This window comes from Nocardia brasiliensis (genome assembly GCF_011801125.1).
GTDB lineage: Bacteria > Actinomycetota > Actinomycetes > Mycobacteriales > Mycobacteriaceae > Nocardia > Nocardia brasiliensis_C.
This window is the reverse complement of the sequence record NZ_CP046171.1, coordinates 4091903-4110334: the sequence shown is the minus strand read 5'-3', so window position 1 is coordinate 4110334 and position 18432 is coordinate 4091903. Positions and strand designations below refer to the sequence as shown.

The 18432-nt window shown below is 68.8% G+C and carries 18 protein-coding genes and 1 riboswitch; of the genes, 6 read left to right on the top strand and 12 right to left on the bottom strand.

The features are described from left to right. Positions 1–43 precede the first annotated feature (43 nt). Positions 44–973 (bottom strand): alpha/beta fold hydrolase, encoded by a 930-nt coding sequence (locus F5X71_RS18570; protein ID WP_167463174.1) that lies wholly within the window; start codon positions 971–973, stop codon positions 44–46. A gap of 169 nt (positions 974–1142) precedes the next feature. Between F5X71_RS18570 and F5X71_RS18565 the strand changes: the two genes are divergently transcribed. The 3 genes from F5X71_RS18565 (at position 1143) to F5X71_RS18555 (ending at position 3725) form a co-directional block, all read left to right on the top strand. Further along, a complete protein-coding gene (locus F5X71_RS18565) occupies positions 1143–1829 on the top strand; it encodes a TetR/AcrR family transcriptional regulator (RefSeq protein ID WP_238815310.1) in 687 nt (228 codons plus the stop codon). A gap of 113 nt (positions 1830–1942) precedes the next feature. After that, entirely contained in the window at positions 1943–3088 is a 1146-nt protein-coding gene (locus tag F5X71_RS18560; protein ID WP_167463173.1) for an acyl-CoA dehydrogenase family protein, read from the top strand. Then, positions 3072–3725 carry a TetR/AcrR family transcriptional regulator gene (locus F5X71_RS18555; RefSeq protein ID WP_167463172.1) on the top strand — a complete coding sequence of 218 codons (654 nt, stop codon included), beginning with the start codon at positions 3072–3074 and terminating at the stop codon, positions 3723–3725. Before F5X71_RS18560 ends, F5X71_RS18555 begins: the two co-directional genes overlap by 17 nt. A 21-nt stretch (positions 3726–3746) precedes the next feature. Here F5X71_RS18555 and F5X71_RS18550 read toward each other — a convergent pair whose 3' ends face one another. Beyond that, positions 3747–4106, bottom strand: a complete 360-nt coding sequence (locus tag F5X71_RS18550) for a hypothetical protein (protein ID WP_167463171.1) — start codon at positions 4104–4106, stop codon at positions 3747–3749. Positions 4107–4359: 253 nt separating this feature from the next. Between F5X71_RS18550 and F5X71_RS18545 the strand changes: the two genes are divergently transcribed. Next, positions 4360–5127, top strand: a complete 768-nt coding sequence (locus F5X71_RS18545) for a DUF4190 domain-containing protein (RefSeq protein WP_167463170.1) — start codon at positions 4360–4362, stop codon at positions 5125–5127. A 48-nt stretch (positions 5128–5175) separates the two neighbouring features. Here the strand turns inward: F5X71_RS18545 and ligD are convergent, their stop codons facing one another. From ligD to F5X71_RS18520, 5 genes are all read right to left on the bottom strand, one after another. Further along, positions 5176–6177 carry a non-homologous end-joining DNA ligase gene (gene ligD, locus F5X71_RS18540; protein ID WP_167463169.1) on the bottom strand — a complete coding sequence of 334 codons (1002 nt, stop codon included), beginning with the start codon at positions 6175–6177 and terminating at the stop codon, positions 5176–5178. Further along, positions 6174–7256, bottom strand: coding sequence for an ATP-dependent DNA ligase (locus F5X71_RS18535; RefSeq protein ID WP_203218183.1), 1083 nt, complete (start codon positions 7254–7256; stop codon positions 6174–6176). The genes ligD and F5X71_RS18535 overlap by 4 nt, the downstream gene beginning before the upstream one ends. 137 nt (positions 7257–7393) lie before the next feature. Beyond that, positions 7394–7798, bottom strand: coding sequence for a cold-shock protein (locus F5X71_RS18530; protein ID WP_167463168.1), 405 nt, complete (start codon positions 7796–7798; stop codon positions 7394–7396). 34 nt (positions 7799–7832) lie between these two features. After that, complete coding sequence (locus F5X71_RS18525; protein ID WP_167463167.1) at positions 7833–8933, bottom strand: SPFH domain-containing protein; 1101 nt, start codon at positions 8931–8933, stop codon at positions 7833–7835. Between the two features lie 19 nt (positions 8934–8952). After that, positions 8953–9186, bottom strand: a complete 234-nt coding sequence (locus tag F5X71_RS18520) for a hypothetical protein (protein ID WP_167463166.1) — start codon at positions 9184–9186, stop codon at positions 8953–8955. A 225-nt stretch (positions 9187–9411) separates the two neighbouring features. Between F5X71_RS18520 and F5X71_RS18515 the strand changes: the two genes are divergently transcribed. Further along, positions 9412–12435, top strand: a complete 3024-nt coding sequence (locus tag F5X71_RS18515) for a tetratricopeptide repeat protein (protein ID WP_167463165.1) — start codon at positions 9412–9414, stop codon at positions 12433–12435. Positions 12436–12673: 238 nt separating this feature from the next. On the opposite strand, the gene F5X71_RS18510 is transcribed toward F5X71_RS18515, so the two are convergent. The 3 genes from F5X71_RS18510 to F5X71_RS18500 all read right to left on the bottom strand — a co-directional run bounded on the left by F5X71_RS18510 (position 12674) and on the right by F5X71_RS18500 (position 16558). Next, positions 12674–14011, bottom strand: coding sequence for an AAA-associated domain-containing protein (locus F5X71_RS18510; protein WP_167463164.1), 1338 nt, complete (start codon positions 14009–14011; stop codon positions 12674–12676). Positions 14012–14105: 94 nt separating this feature from the next. After that, a complete protein-coding gene (locus F5X71_RS18505; protein WP_167463163.1) occupies positions 14106–15842 on the bottom strand; it encodes an ABC transporter permease in 1737 nt (578 codons plus the stop codon). Next, on the bottom strand, positions 15839–16558 hold the full coding sequence (locus tag F5X71_RS18500; RefSeq protein WP_167463162.1) for an MgtC/SapB family protein: 720 nt from the start codon (positions 16556–16558) through the stop codon (positions 15839–15841). The genes F5X71_RS18505 and F5X71_RS18500 overlap by 4 nt, the downstream gene beginning before the upstream one ends. Here F5X71_RS18500 and F5X71_RS18495 point away from each other — a divergent pair. Beyond that, positions 16557–16715, top strand: a complete 159-nt coding sequence (locus F5X71_RS18495; protein WP_167463161.1) for a hypothetical protein — start codon at positions 16557–16559, stop codon at positions 16713–16715. The two genes, F5X71_RS18500 and F5X71_RS18495, sit on opposite strands and share 2 nt — an antisense overlap. Before the next feature lie 164 nt (positions 16716–16879). Further along, positions 16880–17050: riboswitch (M-box (ykoK) riboswitch) on the bottom strand. Between the two features lie 147 nt (positions 17051–17197). Here F5X71_RS18495 and F5X71_RS18490 read toward each other — a convergent pair. After that, entirely contained in the window at positions 17198–17827 is a 630-nt protein-coding gene (locus F5X71_RS18490) for a TetR/AcrR family transcriptional regulator (protein WP_167463160.1), read from the bottom strand. Between the two features lie 117 nt (positions 17828–17944). Further along, on the bottom strand, positions 17945–18352 hold the full coding sequence (locus F5X71_RS18485; protein ID WP_167463159.1) for a hypothetical protein: 408 nt from the start codon (positions 18350–18352) through the stop codon (positions 17945–17947). Positions 18353–18432: the final 80 nt, after the last annotated feature.

Here is an 18432-nt window from a genome sequence, read left to right as displayed (position 1 = left end):
ATCGGTGTCGAATTGTGCGGGCGCGCAGCCGGATCGCGGTGGGTCAGCTGCTGCGCGGGGTGATCGCGGCCCGGTCGGCGCGCAGGTCGTCGACGAAGTTGGCGATCGCCTCGGCGACCAGCAGCGGCTCGGTGACCGGCAGCCAATGGTCGGCGGGCACGGCGCAGCGCCACAGCCGGTCCACCCAGCGAATCGAGGTGTCGTAGATGGCGGCGGGCACGAACGGATCGGTGGTGTCGACCAGCAGTTGCACGGGCACCGCGGTGCGCCGCAGCCGGGGGCGACGCAGGTGGTGCAGCAGGTTGGCCTGGGCGATCCGGCCGCCGGCGACGAGGTCGGTGCGCCAGGTGCGGGCGATCCGCGCGGGTATCGGTGAGAGCCCGCCGAGCCGCTCGACCAGCAGTGCGCGCACCCGCGGGGGATACAGCCTGCGCGCGACCGGGATCGGGCGCAGCGTCCAGCGCGCGCCGTGCAGCCACCAGCCGAGATCGCCGAGGATGCCCTTGGCGTGCGGGACGACCGCGCGCAGCCACAGCCCGAGGTGATCGAGGTTGGGGCCGGAAATGGCGGTGAACGAGGCGATACGGGTGTTCGCCCGCGGATCACACACCGCCTCCCACAGCTGCACCGCACCCCAGCCGTGCCCGCAGGCGTGCACCGGCTGCTTCGGGCTCGCGGCATCGATCACGGCGAAGAAGTCCGCGGCCAGCCGGTCCAGCCGGAAGTCCGCGAGCAGGGGCGGGCTGTCCGACCTGCCGTGTCCGCGCACGTCGTAGGTGATCACCCGGAATCCGTCGCTCAGCAGGGCGGCGACGGTGGCCCAGACCCGATGGGTATCGGTGAGGCCGTGCACCAGCACCAGCGGTTCGGCGGCGGGGTCGCCCCATTCGAAGACGGCGAGATCGGCGCCGTCGGCGGTCACCGTCCACTGTCGGTCCGGGCGGGGCGTATCGGTGTCGATCAGGTTGGTCATGTTGTCAGCCTCGTTCGGGGGCGAGCTGCCGGTCGGCCACGAGCCGTACCGCCAGTACGTTTTCCGATACCGACAGTACGAAGTAAAGCCGACCAGCGCGAGTGCTACGCCCAGACTATGGCGTACCTCACGCTCATAAACGTACTGGCGGTACGTGTATGCTGCGGTCGTGCCCCGTCCCAGTTCCCGCCAATCGGCGAGCTCCCGCGCGGAGATCGTCGATGCCGCGATTCGGGTGATCGATCGGGCCGGGCCGCGCCCGAGCATGGACGACATCGCGCGCGAGGCGGCGATGACCAAGCCGCGGCTGTATCGGCAGTTCGCCGACAAGGCCGATCTCTACACCGAGATCGGCAACCGGATGGCGAAGTCCGCCGCGGCCGCCGCGGGCAACGATCTGACGCTCATGCTGCAACCACCCCGCGCCGCGCTGCGCCGGGTGCTGACCGGGTATGCCGACAGTATTCTGCAGCATCCCAATGTCTTTCGCTTCCTCGGTCAGGCGCAGGTGACCCAGCGCTCCGACGACACCGTGCTGCAATTCGATCTCGGCCGTGCCGCGTCGGATCGCTTCGCCCGCCAGGCGCGCGAGATCGCCGAGTCCATTCCGATCGACACCGCGGGCATCGACTATCTCTCGCGCGCGGTGGTCGGCGTGGTGGTCTCGATCACCGACCTGTGGCTGGCCGATCCGACGCCTGCCGCCCGCACCGTCGAGTTCGTCGACCAGGCCACCGAATTCGTGTGGGGTCTGATCGATGGGTTCCTGCGCAGGCAGGGCATTTCCGCCGATCCGGAGATCCCGATCCTGACCTCGCTCGCCGCCGTCAATCAGACGCAACAGCCCACGGGCTGACCACTCACCAGCGGTTTCGTTCGTCGCGGCGCGGTCGCGGGCCAGGCTTGTTGACACAGCGCCAATAGTGCGTAAATCTGGTGCGCAAGGACAGAGCGAGCAAAGGATCTGAGATGGCACGCGCCGCATGGAGTGACGACGAGGTCGAGGCGGTTCGCGACCTGGCGAAGGCTTTCTTCGAAAAGGACGTGGTTCCGCACGAGGAGAAGTTCGTCGCGCAGGGTCACCCGGACCGCGGGCTGTACAACCGCGCGGGCGAGCTCGGCCTGCTGTGCACCGCGATCCCCGCCGAATACGGCGGTGGCGGCGGCACTTTCGCGCACGAGGCGGCGATCATCGAGGAGCAGACCCGCGCCGGTGACGGTGCGCTCGGCATGCCCGTGCACACCTCGATCATCGCGCCCTACATCAAGGAGTTCGGCACCGAGGAGCTCAAGCGGAGGGTGCTGCCCAAGGCCGCCGCGGGCGAGATCGTGCTTTCCATCGGCATGACCGAGCCGAGCACCGGCTCGGACTTGCAGAACATCAAGACCCGCGCGGTGCGCGAGGGCGACGAGTACGTCATCACCGGCTCGAAGATCTTCATCACCAACGGCTGGCTGTGCGATGGCATCATCATCGCCGCCAAGACCGATCCGACCAAGGGCGCGGCCGGGGTCTCGTTGATCTACGCCGACGTGTCCGACGACACCCCCGGTTTCAAACGCGGTCGCATCCTGAACAAGATCGGTGGCAAGGCGCAGGACACCGCCGAGCTGTTCTTCGACGGCCTGCGCGTGCCCGTGACGAACCTGCTCGGCGAGACCGAGGGCCTCGGCTTCTATCAGATGATGCAGATGCTGGCGCAGGAACGCCTGGTCACCGGCATCATCGCGGTCGCGATGATGGAGCAGGCGGTCCAGCTCACGATCGATTACACCAAGGGCCGCGAGGCATTCGGCAAGCCGCTGTTCGCGATGCAGAACACCAAGTTCGAGCTCGCCGAGTGCGCGACCATCGCCAAGGTCGGCCGCACGTTCCTCGACGACTGCATCGTCAAGCATCTGCGCGGCGAGCTGGATATCCCCACCGCGGCGATGTCGAAGTACTGGCTCACCGACCAGCTGGGTATCGTGGTTGACCGCTGCCTGCAACTGTTCGGCGGCTACGGCTACATGACGGAGTATCCGATTTCGCAGCTCTACACCGGCGCCCGCGTCCTGCGCATCCTGGCGGGTAGCAACGAGGTGATGAAGGATCTCATTGCCCGGTCTCTCTGATACCACGAGGGCGACCGCGGACGGTGCTGTGTCGCCGCGCCGCCGCAGGCTCGAACCCGACGAACGGCGGGCGCAGATCCTCGCGTGCGCGATCGACATGTTCGGCGAGCGGCCCTACGCCGCGGTCTCGACCGCCGAGCTGGCCCAGCGCGCCGGCGTCGCCCGCGGTCTGATCAATCACTACTTCGGCAACAAGCGCGATCTGTATCTCGCGGTCGTCCGCCGGATGGTGACGCTGCCCAAGCTCGACGACATGATCGTGCCCACCGGCACCGAGCGCGAGCGCGTCGATGCGAGTGTGCACTGGCTGCTGGATACCATCGCCGAACACGGCAGTACCTGGGTGAAGGTGACCAGTCACGAGGGCGTCGGGGACGACCCCGAGGTGCAGCAGATCCTCGATCAGGCCGACGACGCCGCGGCCGAACGCCTGCTGCTGATGATCGGCCTCGCCGATTCCGCACGCAGTGCGGCATTGCGCGCGATGGTCCGTGCCTACGGCGGGCTGGTGAAAGTGGCAGGGCGCGAATGGATCACCCGCGGCACGCTGACCAGGCCGCAGGTGCACGAGCTGCTCGTCGACATGCTGATGACCCTGGTCACCGAGTCGCTGCCCCGGGTGGACCGCAGGCACTGAGCGTGCCCGCGGTCGCCGGGGTCAGCCGCCCTGCGCCAGGTCCGTCTCGGCGGGCCGCGGCGCCGCGCTGTAGCGGACCGGACGGCGGGTACCCGGCGCGTGGCCCTGCCGTCCGTACTTCAACTCGATGACCTCCTCGCGCCGGTGCTCGACCAGCAGCGCGCCGACACCGAGAATCCACAGCGCGGCCGTCGCGATCGCGCCGATCTGAACCCACTCGCCGAACCCGTATCCCGCCGCGGTGAGCGTGCACGCCATCGCGACGATGCCGAGCGCGCACAGGATCAGGCCCGGCACGTTGTAGTTGTCGCCGAGCAGATCGCCGGCTTGCGCATGCCACGGCCGATTGCCGTGACCTTCGGGTGTGGTGCTACCGAACATTGGATCCTCCTAGGAGTCAGCGCAAGGTCAGTGCCACGGGGTGCGTGCGCGGGCGCACGATGTGCTCAGCATGAACCTCCGCGCACGAATTCGCGCGCAACGTTGTTGGTTCGTTATTACGGTCGCGTCACCGTATTTCGACCTTTCGGATGTTCCAGTCGCCGTCGGCCCCTTATTGTGGGTCGGGATATCGGGGCGGGTCCGGAGTGTCCGAGGTTCCTGCGCGGTGTGTGGTGTGGAGAGGGAACCTGGCATGGCACGGGCAGAACGCCGTGAAACGGAACGCTGGCCTGCGACAGCGCAGCAGGACGATCGGTGGTCGGAGGCGGAGGAGGAGCGCTGGGGCGAGCCGGAGCCGGACGAACGCTGGCAGGATCCCGCGCCGAGCCGGCGTCGGACCGGGCGGCTGCGGGTGGAGATCCCGCCGATCGTGAACCCGTACGCGATCGTGGCGCTGGTCGCGGCGTTGCTCGGCCTGTTCCCGGTCGCGATCGTATTCGGCTTCATCGCGTTCTCCCATCCCCGGGGCCGGGTGATGGCGCTGTTCGCCCTGCTGATCGGCGTCGCCGAGGTGACCGCGCTGGTCGGGTTCTTCGTTCTGGCCGGAAATGTGTTGCCGGACAGCGTGACCCGCGCCGCAAAACCGACGATGAACCTCTCCGCGCAGGCGAGCGCGGAGCGGCCACCGACGACGGTGATCACCACGGTGGTGCCGCCGTCGGCGGCACCGAGCCTGACCGCGACCTCCGTGCCGCAGAGCAATCTGAAGAAGGGTTCGGCCTGCACCGAAGCGCAGGTCGGGCAGATCGGCACCGGCGCGGACGGCACCACGCTGCTCTGCCTGCAGGGCTCGAGCAGCTACCTGTGGTCGGGTCCGGTCAGCATCGCCACGACGACCCAGCAGCCCGGCGCGAAATGCGATGGGACCACGGGCAAGACCGCCCGCACCGCCGACGGGCGGGCCTTGATCTGCGAGAACCCCGGCCGCAGCGGCACCTGGGCGCTGTGGACAACGGAGTAGCGGGGGACGACGGAGTAGCGGGGGACAACAAAAGAGTGGCCTGGCGGCCTACTCCTCCTTCTTGGCCCGGCTCGGCTGCACGCGCGGCGGCTCGTTCGGCATCTTCGGATATTGCGGCGGCCACGGCGCGTCCAACAGGCCCGACGCCATATCGCGTTCCGACATCTCCAGCAGCGGCGCGATGGACTGCGGCACCCGATCGGCCCACGGATCGCCGAGCTCGGCCAGCCGGGCGGGCACGGTGGCGATGGTGAGTTCGTCGGGCACCACATCGGCCAGCGCGGACCAGCTGATCGGCGTGGAGACCTGGGCGCCGACCTTCGGCCGCACGCACCACGCCCCGAAAACCGTTTTGTGCGGGGCGTTCTGGTTGAAGTCGACGAATACGCGATGGCCGCGTTCTTCCTTCCACCACTGCGCGGTGATCTCGTCCGGATGCCTGCGCTCGAGCTCCCTGGCCAGCGCGACGGCTGCCGCGCGCACCTGGTAGCCGTCCCAATTCGGTGCCAGCGCCACGTAGATGTGCAGGCCGCGCGAACCGGAGGTCTTGATCCTGGATTCGATGCCGAGCTCGGTGCACAGCTCGCGGGTCAGCACGGCGGCCTGTTTGAGGTCGTCGAGGGTGATGCCGGGGGAGGGATCGAGGTCGATGCGCAACTCGTCGGCGATCTTCAGGTTGTCGGCGCGGTTGGGCCACACGTGGAAGCCGAGGCAGCCCTGGTTCACCGCCCACAGGATGTGCGCGAGGTCGTGCGCGACCAGCGCGTCGCTGGTAGTGCCGTTCGGCGTGGACACCTCGACGGTGTGCAGCCAGTCCGGCGCCGACTTGGGCACCCGCTTCTGGAACCACGACTTCCCGGACGCGCCATCGGGATAGCGCTCCAGCAGCAGCGGCCGCCCGCCGACCACGTTCAGGAACGGCTCGGCCACCGCCTGGTAGTAGCGGACCAGGTCGAGCTTGGTCTCGCCGCGCCTGGTGAAGTAGACCTTGTCCGGGTTGCTGATGGTGACGGTGCGGCCGTCGACCTCGATATCGACCGACGCACTCATGGTTTCGCCTCGCTGAAGATCTCGCTCAGCTCGGCGGGCGGCGCCTCGTCCAGCTGCGCGTAGGTGCACGACTCGGGGGTGCGGTCGGTGCGGAAACGGACCAGCCTGCCGCCGTGCCGGAGCCGGCCGGACTGCACGTGCTCGTAGCGGACCTCGGCGACCAGCTCGGTGCGCAGCGCCTCCCACGAGAGGTCCTTGCCGCCGGTCCAGCGGCTCACCCCGCCTGGCATCTTGCCGTCGGCTTTGGCCTGCGCGCCCGCGTCCGCCCATTCGCGCCACGGATGATCGGCCAGCGCGTCGACCCGCAGCGGCGCGAGCTCGTCGACCAGTTCCTTGCGCCGGGCGGCGGTGAAGCTGCTGGCCACCCCGACGTGATGCAGGTTGCCGTCGTCGTCGAAGAGTCCGAGCAGCAGCGATCCCACCCCCTGACCGTCCTTGTGCCAGCGGAAGCCCGCGACCACGCAGTCGGCGGTGCGCTCGTGCTTGACCTTCAGCATCACCCGTTTGTCCTGCAGGTAGGCCAGGCCGTCGGCCTTGACCATGACGCCGTCGAAACCCGCGCCCTCGAACCGGGTGAACCAGTCCTCGGCGACATCGGGGTCCCGGGTGATCGGGGTCAGATGCACCCGCGCGGGTTTGGTGTCGAGGATGGTCTCGAGCAGTCGCCTGCGCTCGGCGAACGGCTCCTCGGTGAGATCCCGGTCGCCGAGGGCGAGCAGATCGAACGCGACGAAGCTGGCCGGCGTCTGCACCGCCAGCTTGTTCACCCGGGACGCGGCCGGATGCAGCCGGTTCTGCAGGGTGTCGAAGTCCAGGCCACCCTCGGTGACCACGACGATCTCCCCGTCGACAACGCACCGGTCCGGCAGCGCCGCACGCAGCAGCTCGGCGACCTCGGGGAAATACCTGGTCAACGGGCGATCATTGCGCGAGCCGAGTTCCACCTCGGCACCGTCGCGGAAGACGATGCAGCGGAAGCCGTCCCATTTCGGCTCGTAGCTCAGCCCGAATTCGCGGGGCACGCCCGGCGCGGTTTTGGCCAGCATCGGCCGGACAGGTGGCATCACCGGTAAGTCCACGCGAGCTACCCTCCTCGGTTCGTGTTCCTTACCGATGCAGACGGCATGTTCGAGCAGAATTCATCGGCACTTGCCGAAGATCGTATGCGCCGCGGCCGACAAGATCGGGAATTGACGGCCGCGGCGAAACGGCCGGGTCAGCTGTCGAGCCACCCGTGTTGTTCGGCGAACGCGGTGAGGCGGTCGCGGATGGTGAGGATCTCCCCCGCGGTCAGCGCGGGGCTCGCGTCCAGGAGCAGCTCGGTGATGAGGCGTTTGTGCTCGGCGACCGTGAGGTGGCCGGAGTTGGCCCGGTGTTTCGATTTGTGGACGGGCACCGGCGGGTTCGGCTGGCCGCCGACCACGGTCAGGTTCACCGCCTTGGGACCGCGGTCGCCCTCGGTCATGTCGAATTCGAAAACCCGGCCCTGGCGTAACTCGTCCTCATCCAGCCCGATGTCGTTGACGTGCACGAATACGTCCGGACCGCCGTCCTCCGGTCGAATGAAACCGAATCCCCGAGAGCTGTCGAACGAGACCAATTTCCCGATGGACACCAACACCCACTCCTCGCCACGCGGTCACTACCCGGTCACCTTATCCCGCCTTATCCTCGTCGTTGGACGAAAGCGCTTTTTGCAATGAATTGAAAACGGTGAGTCCCTGACCGACCATTCCGTTCACCAGTTCGCCGACTCCGTCCGGACCGTTGAGTACGGTCAGATTCGCGTTCGCCAGCCCGTTCGAGGCCTGCTTGACGATTTCCGGCAGTTGCTCGATCAGCAACTGGTCCAACGCGATCCGGTTGTTGGAGGCGGCAGCGGCGGCCTGGATCCTGGTGCGGTCGGCCTCGGCCTCAGCCAGGATGCGCACCCGATCCGCTTCGGCCTGAGCGGGTTTCACGACCTCGGTCTGCAGTTGCTGCTCGCGCAGCTCGGCCTCCTTGCGCGCCTGGACCGCCTGCGCCGCGAGCACCTCCTGCAGCGCGTTCGCCTCGGCGAGCGGACCGGCCTGTGCGGCTTCGGCATTCGCCTTGTCGATATCGTGCTGGTACTGCGCGCGCAGAATCGCGGTTTCTCGTTCGTATTCGGCCTGCCTGCGCAGTGATTCCTGCTCGGCCTGCGCCGCGAGCTGTGCGGCCTGCGATTGCGCGATCTGCGCGTCCCGTTGCACCGTGGCGTTGTGCGGTGCGGCCAGCGCCTGAATGTAGCCGAGGTTGCCGTCATCGATGGACTGGATCTGGAACGAATCGACCCAGAGCCCGATGTTGCTCATCTCGACTTTGGAGGCGACGAGCACTTCGTCGGCGAGCTTCTGCCGTTCGCGGATAATCTCCTCGACGGTCATGGACCCGATGATCGAGCGGAGATGGCCGGAGAAGATGCGGCCGGTGAGCACCGACATCTCTTTTTCCTGTTCGGACAGGAAGCGCTGCGCCGCATTCACGATGGATTGCGTGTCGTTGGCGACCTTGAACGCGATCACCGCGCGGACCTCGAGCTGGATCGCCTGCTTGGTGACGAGCCGCTCCTTGATCTCGGCCTCGAACATGGCCAGCGAGAGGTAGCTGACCTTGCGGAACAGCGGGACCACCCAGCTGCCGCGCCCGATCACCACCTTGAACGGCGCATCATCCTTGGTCTTGGCGCCGCTGATCAGCATCGCCTCGTCCGGGTCTGGTACGTGGTAACCCAGCACGGGTCCCTCCCTTACTGTTTCAATCCTCTTCGGCCGGATCCGGCGTCAACGGGATCCAGGGCACCACATCGACGATGCGGCCGGGATGGGCGTCGATGACCAATACGGCCGTTCCGGCCGAAATCGGCTCTGCCGCACGGGCGATATACAGCTCTGTGCCCCCGCGTATCGCCACCAAGACCTCCCCGAGCATGCCCGCGCCCCGGATAGGTGTAGTGAGCGTACCCGTCAAACCGACCACGGGGTCGCCCATCGCACCGATCTCCTCCCACTGACACTTCGAGTGGACACCCTACGGCCCGGCCCGTGCGATTCCCAAGCAACCGGGCGGGGTGAATCCGGTTTGTGACCATGGCGGTCGGGTCGCGCGTCGGTGCCGAGTCCGGCCGGTCGGGGTGCGCCGCAGGGCGCTAGGGGGTTGAATGCCCAGGCCGTGGGTGTGTCATTGCGCCGAGTCGGGCGCGGGTATGTTGCTTGCATGGGAGGACGGCTCGCGTTGGTGGTCGGGTCCGAATGTGTGGCGCTGGGGGAGTTGGGATTCACCGGCGAGCTCGCCACGGGTTTGTATGCGAGCTTGACCGAGGTGGGCGGGTGGCGCGCGGCCACGGACCGGGACGGCCCGGTGCTGAATCCGACAGCGGCGCAACTGGTCACGGCGGTGGACGAGGCGTTCGCGGCGGCCGCGCGGCGGCAGGCGACGTTGCTGCTCGCCTTCATCGGCCACGGCGTCGCGACCAATGCCGAGGATTTCTATCTGCTTGGCCATGATTCGCCCGCTATCCCTAACTCGCACAACGCCTTTCATCTGACCCAGGAGATCAGGGAACGGTTGAACGAGTCGGCACTCGACGGGTTGGTTGTGCTGGTCGACGCCTGCGAGACCGGACAGGGGGTGCTCGGCGCGGCGCGGCGGTGGACCGATCTGCTCGCGCAGGCGTCCGGGCGGATGGAGATGCTGGTCGCGGCGGGCGACGGCCCGGCGTTCTCCGGGTGTTTCACCAGGACCATGCTGTCCACGTTCGGCTCGGGGCTGCCGCTGCGCGGGGAGAATCTGCTGCCCGCGGACCTGGTGGACCCGATCGCCGGGGAGTGCGTGCATCAACAGCCGCAGTACCTTTCGTTCACCTCGGGCGCGGTGCACGGCGGTGACCCCGGACTGTGGTTGGTGCCCAACACCGCACGGCATCGCGACGCTGTGAGCGGACGCTCCGCGGCGGGTTTCGTCGATCAGCTCACCCGCGGCCTGCTGGTGACCCCCGACGTGCGCGAGCAGCTCGACGCCATCGTCGACGCGGGCGCGCATCGGCTGCGCGTGGTGATCGGCCCGGCCGGTGCGGGCAAATCGACGTTGCTGGCCATGCTGATTCGGCCGAGCCTGGTCGAGGGGTTGGCGGTGACCCCCGAATACATCACCGCGGCAGTCTTTCTCACCGCGGGCAGCTCGATCGAGGCGGTCGCGGCCGAGCTGTCCGCGCAATTGAGCGCGCGGCTACCCGGTTTCGCCGATGCGGCGCGTGCGGTGCGCGCGCACCGCTCCCGCGACGAGTTCGACATCTTCGACCTCGCGGTGCGCCACCCGCTGGCGCGGCTTTCCACCGTCGGCCGGCGGGTGACGCTGGTGCTCGACGGGCTGAATCAGCCGCAGGAGGGCACCAGGCGATTGCTCTGCGCCGCCATCCGCGATCTGACCAAACGCGAAGAGCTGCGCCATGTTCGGGTGATCGCTGGGGTTCGTGACGGCACCGGCGTCGAGTACGAGCCCACGCTCGCGCACATGCATCGCATCGAGGTCGGTGAGCCCGCCGCCGACGATATCGCCACCGTGGTCGGTTCGGCGCGCGGTACCGGCGCGCCGGCCGATCCGGCGGACTGGGTGCGCTGGATCCAGGGTCTGCTCTCGGAAACGCCGACCGCCGAAGCGAGCGACAGCCACGTGGTCTCCGGTGGCTGGCTGCTCGCGCGCATGCTGCTCGAGGTGGCGCCGAGCATCACCGACGGCGCCGTGGCCGCTGGCATCGGTCTGGACCGGATCGTAGCGCTGCGGGTCGCGGCGGCACTGCGCGGTCTGCCCGCCGAAACAGGGCACGCCGCAGGCGAATTCCTCGGTCTGCTCGTCGCGGCGGGCGTCGGGCCGGTACTGCCGCTCGAACTCGCCGACGCGGCGCTGGCCGCACTCGGCAGCGACCTGCACATCGCCCGGCTGCGCGATATCACGGTGGCGCTCGGCACGCTGGTGACCCGCAGCCACCCCGGCACACTGCGGGAATCGATCGGCGTGACGCACGGCGCGCTGCTGCCCGGCCTGCGTGCCGAATGCGCGAAACTCGGTGTGCGGCTTGAGGACACCCACCGGGCCATCGTCGCGGCGATCAAGCGCAGTCAGAGCGACCGCGCCGCCGATTACGCGCGCGGCTCGGCGGTGCGGCACTGCCTGGCGTACGGGGATTCGGGCAGTGCACTGCATTTCCTGGAGATGTTGCAGACGGCGCGGGCCGCCGACAACCGGGACCTGTGGGGCGCGTGGGTGCCCGCGTTCGTGCAAGCGCTGGGCCCGGATCATGCCGACACGCTGACCACCCGCAGCCGCGAGGCCTATCACCGGGCCGAGAGCGGTGACTATCTCGGCGCCATCACCGCGTTCGAGCGGCTGCTCGACGACCGGCTGCGTGTGCTCGGCCCCGATCACCCGAAAACTCTTGGCACGCGCACCAATCTGGCCACCTATCGGGCGCGCTGCGGTGACTATCCGGGGGCGCGGGCGGACTATCAGCGCCTGTTCGCCGATCAGATCCGGCTGCTCGGTCCTGATCATCCCGACACTCTGCGCACCCGCAACGATTTGGCGTCCAATCGCGCGGACCAGGGCGACCTGGTCGGCGCGATCCTCGATTTCGAGTCGCTGCGCGCCGATCGCGCCCGGGTACTCGGCCCGGACGACCCGCAGACGCTGCGCACCCGCAACAGCCTCGCGTACTGGCACGGCGAACACGGTGACGTGGCGGCGGCGCTGCGCGAGTTCGAACAGCTGCTCGCGGACTGCCTGCGCATCTTCGGGCCGGATCATCCAGCGACCCTCAGCGCCCGCAACAACCTAGCGGCGTTTCGCGCCCGCAGTGGCGATATTGCCGGTGCCCGAGCAGAATTCACGCGTCTACTCGACGACCGGCGCCGGGTGCTCGGCGCCGACCATCCCGACACACTCACCACCAGAAGCACACTGGCCGCCTACCTGGCCGACGCGGGCGAATTGTCGCGCGCCATCGCCGAACTCGAACAGTTGCTGGTCGATCGGCTGCGGGTGCTCGGCCCCGACCATCCCGACACCTTCGCCACCCGCAACGATCTGGCCTCCCGGCAGGCCGAGCACGGCGAAGTGCGCGAAGCCATCGCCGAATTGGAGGTCCTGCTGGTGGCTGAACTACGCGCCCTCGGACCGACCCACGCCGCCACTATCCGCACCCAAACCACCCTCGCGCACTGGCGCGGCCGCCTCGCGGGGTAGCGCACAGTTCGCGATGGTTCATGCCCGGAGCCGGTGGCGGTCGACACGGAGGTCGCGGCATCACGGTGGCTCGTGCGGCGCACGGACTCTTACACGGCCCCGAGGACGATCCGGCCCACCGCGAGGCCGCGCAGCGGTCCGGCCGATGCCGGGCCAGGGGTGGTCACAGTGTTGGATGCCATGCTTCGAGCGTGCTCGCCCGTCGCCGGTCAGTCGATTACCCCGCGAGGTAAGACGGCTACGCCGTCCAGCGTCCGCGCACGCCGGCGAAGACCTTGGCGGCCGGGTCGGCGGTGATCTTGTCGGAGTCGGTGTCGTAGTCGTATAGCTCGGCGTAGCGGCCCCAGTCGATGGCGATGTCGAGTTGGCGGCGGGCGTCGTCGGGGCCGAAGCCGCGCCGGAGCAGGTCGAGGAAGAAGCCGGCGCGCAGGCTGCCGTCGGAGCTGCCCGCCAGACCCTTGCAGATGGTGCGCACCAGCGGCGCGCGGTGGCGGGCCTGCTCGGCGAAGATGCGCTTGCTCTCCTGGATGTCGGCCGTGGTGAACTCGGTGCCGATGTCGGTGAGCAGAACATCGCCGTCGGCGACGGTGCTGAAACCGAGCATCTCGGCGGCGTCGACGAGGGGGAGCAGATCGTCGATCTCGAAGTTCAGCTCGTCGGCGATGTCGGGCAGATCGGCGCGCCCGCCGCCGGCGTAGACCAGCTCGACCAGACCGGCCAGGCCACCGACCGAGGCGTCGGGCAGCGGCTGGGCCGTCGGCGTGGCCTTATCCGGCCCCGCGACAACGGGTTCGGTGTCCCGGCCGGTCAGCAGCCCGTAGATCTGGTCGACCATGGCCTCGAACCACGGGGCCCGCCGATCCCGCGGGCGCTGCTGCGGCACGGCGATCTCGGCGATGATCCGACCCGGATTCGAACCGAGCACCAGCACCCGGTCGGCCAGCTGCACCGCCTCCTCGATGTTGTGGGTGACCACGCAGATCGCCTTGGTGGGGAAGTCCTCGGTGGCCCACAGGTTGACCAGCTCGGTGCGCAGGTTCTCCGCGGTCAGCACGTCGAGCGCGGAGAACGGCTCGTCCATCAGCAGCAGGTCCGGCTCGAGCACCAGCGCGCGGGCGAACCCGACGCGCTGGCGCATGCCGCCGGAAAGCTCCTTGGGATAGGCGGATTCGAAGCCGTCGAGCCCGATCATGTCGATCGCGGCGAGCGCGCGCTGCCTGCGTTCGGCGGGCGCCACGTTCCGCGCGGCGAGACCGAGCTCGACATTGTCCTGCACGGTGAGCCATGGCATCAGCGCGAACGACTGGAAGACCAGTGCGGCACCGGGATTGCTGCCGTTGAGCGGCGTGCCACGGTAGCGGACCGCGCCGTCGGACGGCGCGATGAGTCCGGCGATGATGCGCAGCAGCGTGGACTTGCCTGAGCCCGAACGGCCGAGCAGCGCGACGATTTCCCCGCTGCGCAGTTGCAGGTCGATGCCGTCGAGCACCCGCAGCTCGTCGCCGGCGGCGCCGGTGAAACGCTTGCCGACCGCGGTGATGTCGAGCAATACCTCCGAAGTGGTGGACGTGGTCATGATCGACCTCCTGTCGAGCGAAGAATGAACCGGCCCAGGTGATCTCGCGGGCAGGCCGAGGGTGCGGCGGACGTCCGAGCGGACGCGACGGCGCTCACAGCGAGTACCTCCGCTGCGCGAGCGCGTAGAACCGCCGCCAGAACACCCGGTTGATGCCGACCACGTAGCTGCTCATGACCAGCACACCGATCAGAATCCGCGGCGAATCACCGACTTTGGTCGCCTCGTGGATGTAGGAGCCGAGCCCGGCCGCGACAAGGGTGGTCGAGCCGTAGTCGACCACCTCCGAGACGATGGAGGCGTTCCACGCGCCACCGGCCGCGGTGATCCCGCCGGTGACATAGCTGGGGAAGATGGCTGGCAGAATCAGCCTGCGCCACCACAGGTTTCGCGGTAGTTGCAGGTTGGCGGCGGCCTCGCGCAGGTCGGTCGGCACCGCGCTGGCGCCCGCGATGACGTTGAACAGGATGTACCACTGCGCCCCCAGCGCCATCAGCACCGTGCCCGCCCAGTTCAGGCTGGCGCCGCTCCAGACGAGTACGGCGGTGATGAACGGGAACAGGAAGTTGGCCGGGAAGCTGGCCAGCACCTGCACCACCGGCTGCGCGAGCCGGGACACCTTGGGGTTCAACCCGATCCACACGCCGACGGGCACCCACACCACGGTCGCCAGCACCAGCAGCACCACCACCCGCAGCAGGGTCAGGGACCCGAGCCCGAACGCGTGCCAGACCTCGCCGAAGCCCGCGGTCGAGTCGATGTAGCCGGCCACCCGGTACGCCCCGTAGGCGACGGCGACCGTGATCACGGCGGCGAACACCAGATCACCGGCGCGCTGCCGCAGCGGTGAGCGATGCAGCGGGTACTCCGCGAGCCCGAACACGCTCATGACCCGATCCAGCGGCGCGATCAGCGGACCGCACACCTTGCCGAGCAGTAGCGGAATGTGGGAGCGGCGCAACAGGTTCAGCACGATGCTGCGCGGCGCGTCGGCCGCGCCGGTGTCTTCGACCCGGAACCGTTCGGCCCACGCGGTGAGCGGTCGCCAGAACAGGAAGTTCACCCCGACCACCATCAGCACCATCACGCCGATCGCGATGAACACCTTGCCGAGATCGCCGTCCGAGGTCGCGGTCGCGACGTAGGAACCGATGCCGGGCAGCGCGTACTCGTGATTGTTGACGCTGATCGCCTCGGAGGCGACCAGGAAGAACCACCCGCCGCCGAAACTCATCATCCCGTTCCAGACCAGCGGGATCATCCCGCTCGGCGCGTCGACCCGCCAGAACCGCTGCCAGCGCGACAGGCGCAGATTGCGCGCTGCCTCGTCTAGCTCGCGCGGCTGGGCGGCCAGGCTGTGGTAGAACGCGAACGCCATGTTCCACGCCTGCGAAGTGAAAATGGCGAAGATGGAAGCACTTTCGAGGCCGAGCTGCGACCCGGGGAACAGCGCGATGAACCCGGCCACGGTGATCGATAGGAACCCGAGGATCGGCACCGACTGCAGGATGTCGAGCAGCGGCAGCAGCACCGTGCGGGCCCGCCGCAGCCGGGCGGCCGCGGTGGCGTAGGCGAAGGTGAACACGATCGAGAGCCCGAGCGCGGCGAACATGCGCAGCAGCGAGCGCGCCGCGTAGTAGGGGAGCCGATCCGGGTCGGTGGAGACCGCGGCGGGCGCGTGCGCCTGGTCGAACGGCACGTTCGCGCTCGCCGACACCCGCACGATCAGCCAGACCAGCACGGCCGCGCCGACGAAGACGACGACGTCGGCGTACCGATTGCGGGGCCGGTCGAGCGCCGTGCCCGCGGCATAGGCGCGAAACAGGGTCATGCCCGCGGTCCCTTCGCCTCGGTGGACCCGGCGATGTGCCAGCCGACGCTGGTCACCGATGGCTCCAGGCTCAGCCTGCTGACCGCCGACTCCATCTGCCGGTCGTCGCGCTGATCGCCGAACAGCTCGGCGCGCACCTCGACCCGCCCCGGTGTCCCGGTGTTCGCGCTCGAGATCGAGACGAGCTGAAAGTCGGTGCGGGTCAACGCTTGTACGAGCAGCGCCCGCACGTGCGCCTCGTTCTCGTCGTTGGTGACGGCGGCGAACGCGTACGCCGCTGGTTGCTCGTTGCCCGACTCGGGCTGCCGGTCGACCGCGCGTCCGGCGGCCCGCAACGCGATGTTGACCGCGACGACCGCGACGGTGCCCGCGAGGGCGGTGCTGTACATCCCGGCGCCGGCGAGCGCGCCGACGGCGGCCGCGCACCACAGCGTGGCCGCGGTGTTGAGGCCGCGCACGTTGAGCCCGTCGCGGATGATGACGCCCGCACCGAGGAAGCCGATGCCGGACACGATCTGCGCCGCGACCCGGGTCGGATCCGCCGTGGCACCGGCGAAGCCGTGCGCGGAGAGCAGCACGAACAGGGTGGCCCCCGCGGCGACGAGCGCGTTGGTACGCAGGCCCGCCATCCGGGCCCGATATTGCCGCTCGAAGCCGATGGCCGCGCCGAGGCCGACGCCGGTGAGCAGCCGGAGGATCATTTCCAGTGTCGTCATGACCGCACTCCTGAACAGATCAGCGCAGCCCGCCGGTGACTACGCCGAGCCGACGCTGGGCCGGGTCACGAGCCTGCCATCGCCCCGGGGTCTACTCGCCGGCGCGCGTGCGCCGGACACCGCGCGAGGGTATGTCGCGGTGTTCGCCTTCGGGTGATGGGCGGGGGTGTCGCTGGGTGAATAATTGGCAAACTGGTAGTCGGACTGTTACCGCCGGGCATCCGGCTCACCTCCCTCGCCGCTCGGGCGCACGGCATCCACCGGGCGTCGTGATCTGATCGTGGCAGAGCGCAGCAGGGGAACCCGGCAAAAACGCCGGTGGGCACCCCTCCTCGTAAGACCTTTGGCACTTCACGGCGTGAACCCGGCGCGCCGGGAGCCAATCGGGATCACCCCTTAAGCCGGGGAGACCTGTCCTGACCCGGGGCGTCTCTCGACGTTCGGGGTCGCTGGCCTGTTTCCGTGAAGGAGCCTCAGCGAACGATCGGCACCTTGCGCTGGCCAGTAAACACCCGAATGGAAGCATTGGCAACCCGGTGTGATCGCGGTCGCAGCACCCAATCCCGTTGTGCCTGAGCCGCGCACGTGGTGTCCGAGCCCCGCCGGGTCGGTCGCGATACCGGTCGGCCGCGATACCGGTCAGTCGCGATACATCGAGCGGTACGCGGTGAGCACCGCGACGCAGTGATCGACGATCTCGTCGCGGGTCGCGCGCAGCGAGCCGTTGAGCCACGCGGAGAACATGCCCGCGTTGCCGCTGGCCATGGTGACGGCCGCGAGCCTGCGTTTGACCGGGTCATCGATGTGGGCGAACAGATGGTCCTGCATCAACCGGGTGAACTCGGGCATCACCGAGATGGTGGTCTGCCCGAGGCCGGTGCTGGAGTACGGCTCGACCAGGAACAGCCGGGATTTGCGCGGGTCGGCGAGCACCTTGTCGACCAGGATCGCGGCCAGCTCACGGTCCCGCGACGGCTCGTCGGCCGCGGCGAACGCGGTCATCGGGTGCAGGAATTCGATGGCGACCTGCCGGTAGAGCACGTCGAGCAGTTCGTCGCGGCTGCTGAAGCTCTCGTAGAAGTAGCGATCGGTGAGATTGGCCTTGCGACAGACCGCGCGCATGGTCACCCCGCTCGCGCCCGCCTCGCCGATCAGATCGAGCGCGGCCTCGAGCAGCGCGGTGCGCCGGGCCTCGCGGCGCTCGGTGAGGGTTGTGCCGCCCCAGATCCGTGGGCCCGCCTCGTCGTCTGATTCCTCGCCTGATTGCACGGCACCACACTAGTGCCTGGTCGGCCCCGGCAAGGCCGACCCGCGACCACCGGCCCACCGGCGGTCGCCGGGCCAGTTCTCAGTGGTGCCTCGGTCGTCGGACCGCGCATGTCGTCGTCAGGGCAGCACCAGGCACACGAAGCCCAGGTTGACGCCCGCGCCCACGGTCGCCTTCGTCGAGACGAACGCGGCGTCGTTGCCCACCGCGAAGATGGTGTGCTCGCCGGGGACCAGCGGCGTCCACTTCGCGGTCACCGTGCCGGAGCTGGGCACGGTGATCCAGCCGCCGGGATCGAAGGTGGCGAGGGGATCGAAGAAGCCGACCACGTCGCCGGGTGCGGCGGTGGCCGTGGCGATGTAGCTGCAACCGGTGCCGAACGCGGTGGAGCTGCCGAAGCTGAGTCCGGGTGCCACGCCGACGGCATTGACCGTCGCGGGCGCGGCGGGCGCGGTGATCACCAGCGCGGCGGCGACGGCGCCGAACGAGGTCGCCGCGGCGGCGAGGGAGGGGTGCGAGCCGAACATGATGAACCATCTCTTTCGGGCATTGGCGGTACCGCAGCACGCGCTGCGCTCACGGGTAGTCTGCCCGCGATGGCCGCGGG

Coding starts and splice junctions, on each gene's coding strand:
- ligD (WP_167463169.1), bottom strand. CDS start 6,177: ATGAGTGCGTCGGTCGATATCGAGGTCGACGGCCGCACCGTCACCATC.
- F5X71_RS18495 (WP_167463161.1), top strand. CDS start 16,557: ATGACCGCACTCCTGAACAGATCAGCGCAGCCCGCCGGTGACTACGCC.
- F5X71_RS18510 (WP_167463164.1), bottom strand. CDS start 14,011: ATGACCACGTCCACCACTTCGGAGGTATTGCTCGACATCACCGCGGTC.
- F5X71_RS18500 (WP_167463162.1), bottom strand. CDS start 16,558: ATGACGACACTGGAAATGATCCTCCGGCTGCTCACCGGCGTCGGCCTC.
- F5X71_RS18515 (WP_167463165.1), top strand. CDS start 9,412: ATGGGAGGACGGCTCGCGTTGGTGGTCGGGTCCGAATGTGTGGCGCTG.
- F5X71_RS18560 (WP_167463173.1), top strand. CDS start 1,943: ATGGCACGCGCCGCATGGAGTGACGACGAGGTCGAGGCGGTTCGCGAC.
- F5X71_RS18550 (WP_167463171.1), bottom strand. CDS start 4,106: ATGTTCGGTAGCACCACACCCGAAGGTCACGGCAATCGGCCGTGGCAT.
- F5X71_RS18570 (WP_167463174.1), bottom strand. CDS start 973: ATGACCAACCTGATCGACACCGATACGCCCCGCCCGGACCGACAGTGG.
- F5X71_RS18505 (WP_167463163.1), bottom strand. CDS start 15,842: ATGACCCTGTTTCGCGCCTATGCCGCGGGCACGGCGCTCGACCGGCCC.
- F5X71_RS18485 (WP_167463159.1), bottom strand. CDS start 18,352: ATGTTCGGCTCGCACCCCTCCCTCGCCGCCGCGGCGACCTCGTTCGGC.
- F5X71_RS18520 (WP_167463166.1), bottom strand. CDS start 9,186: ATGGGCGACCCCGTGGTCGGTTTGACGGGTACGCTCACTACACCTATC.
- F5X71_RS18545 (WP_167463170.1), top strand. CDS start 4,360: ATGGCACGGGCAGAACGCCGTGAAACGGAACGCTGGCCTGCGACAGCG.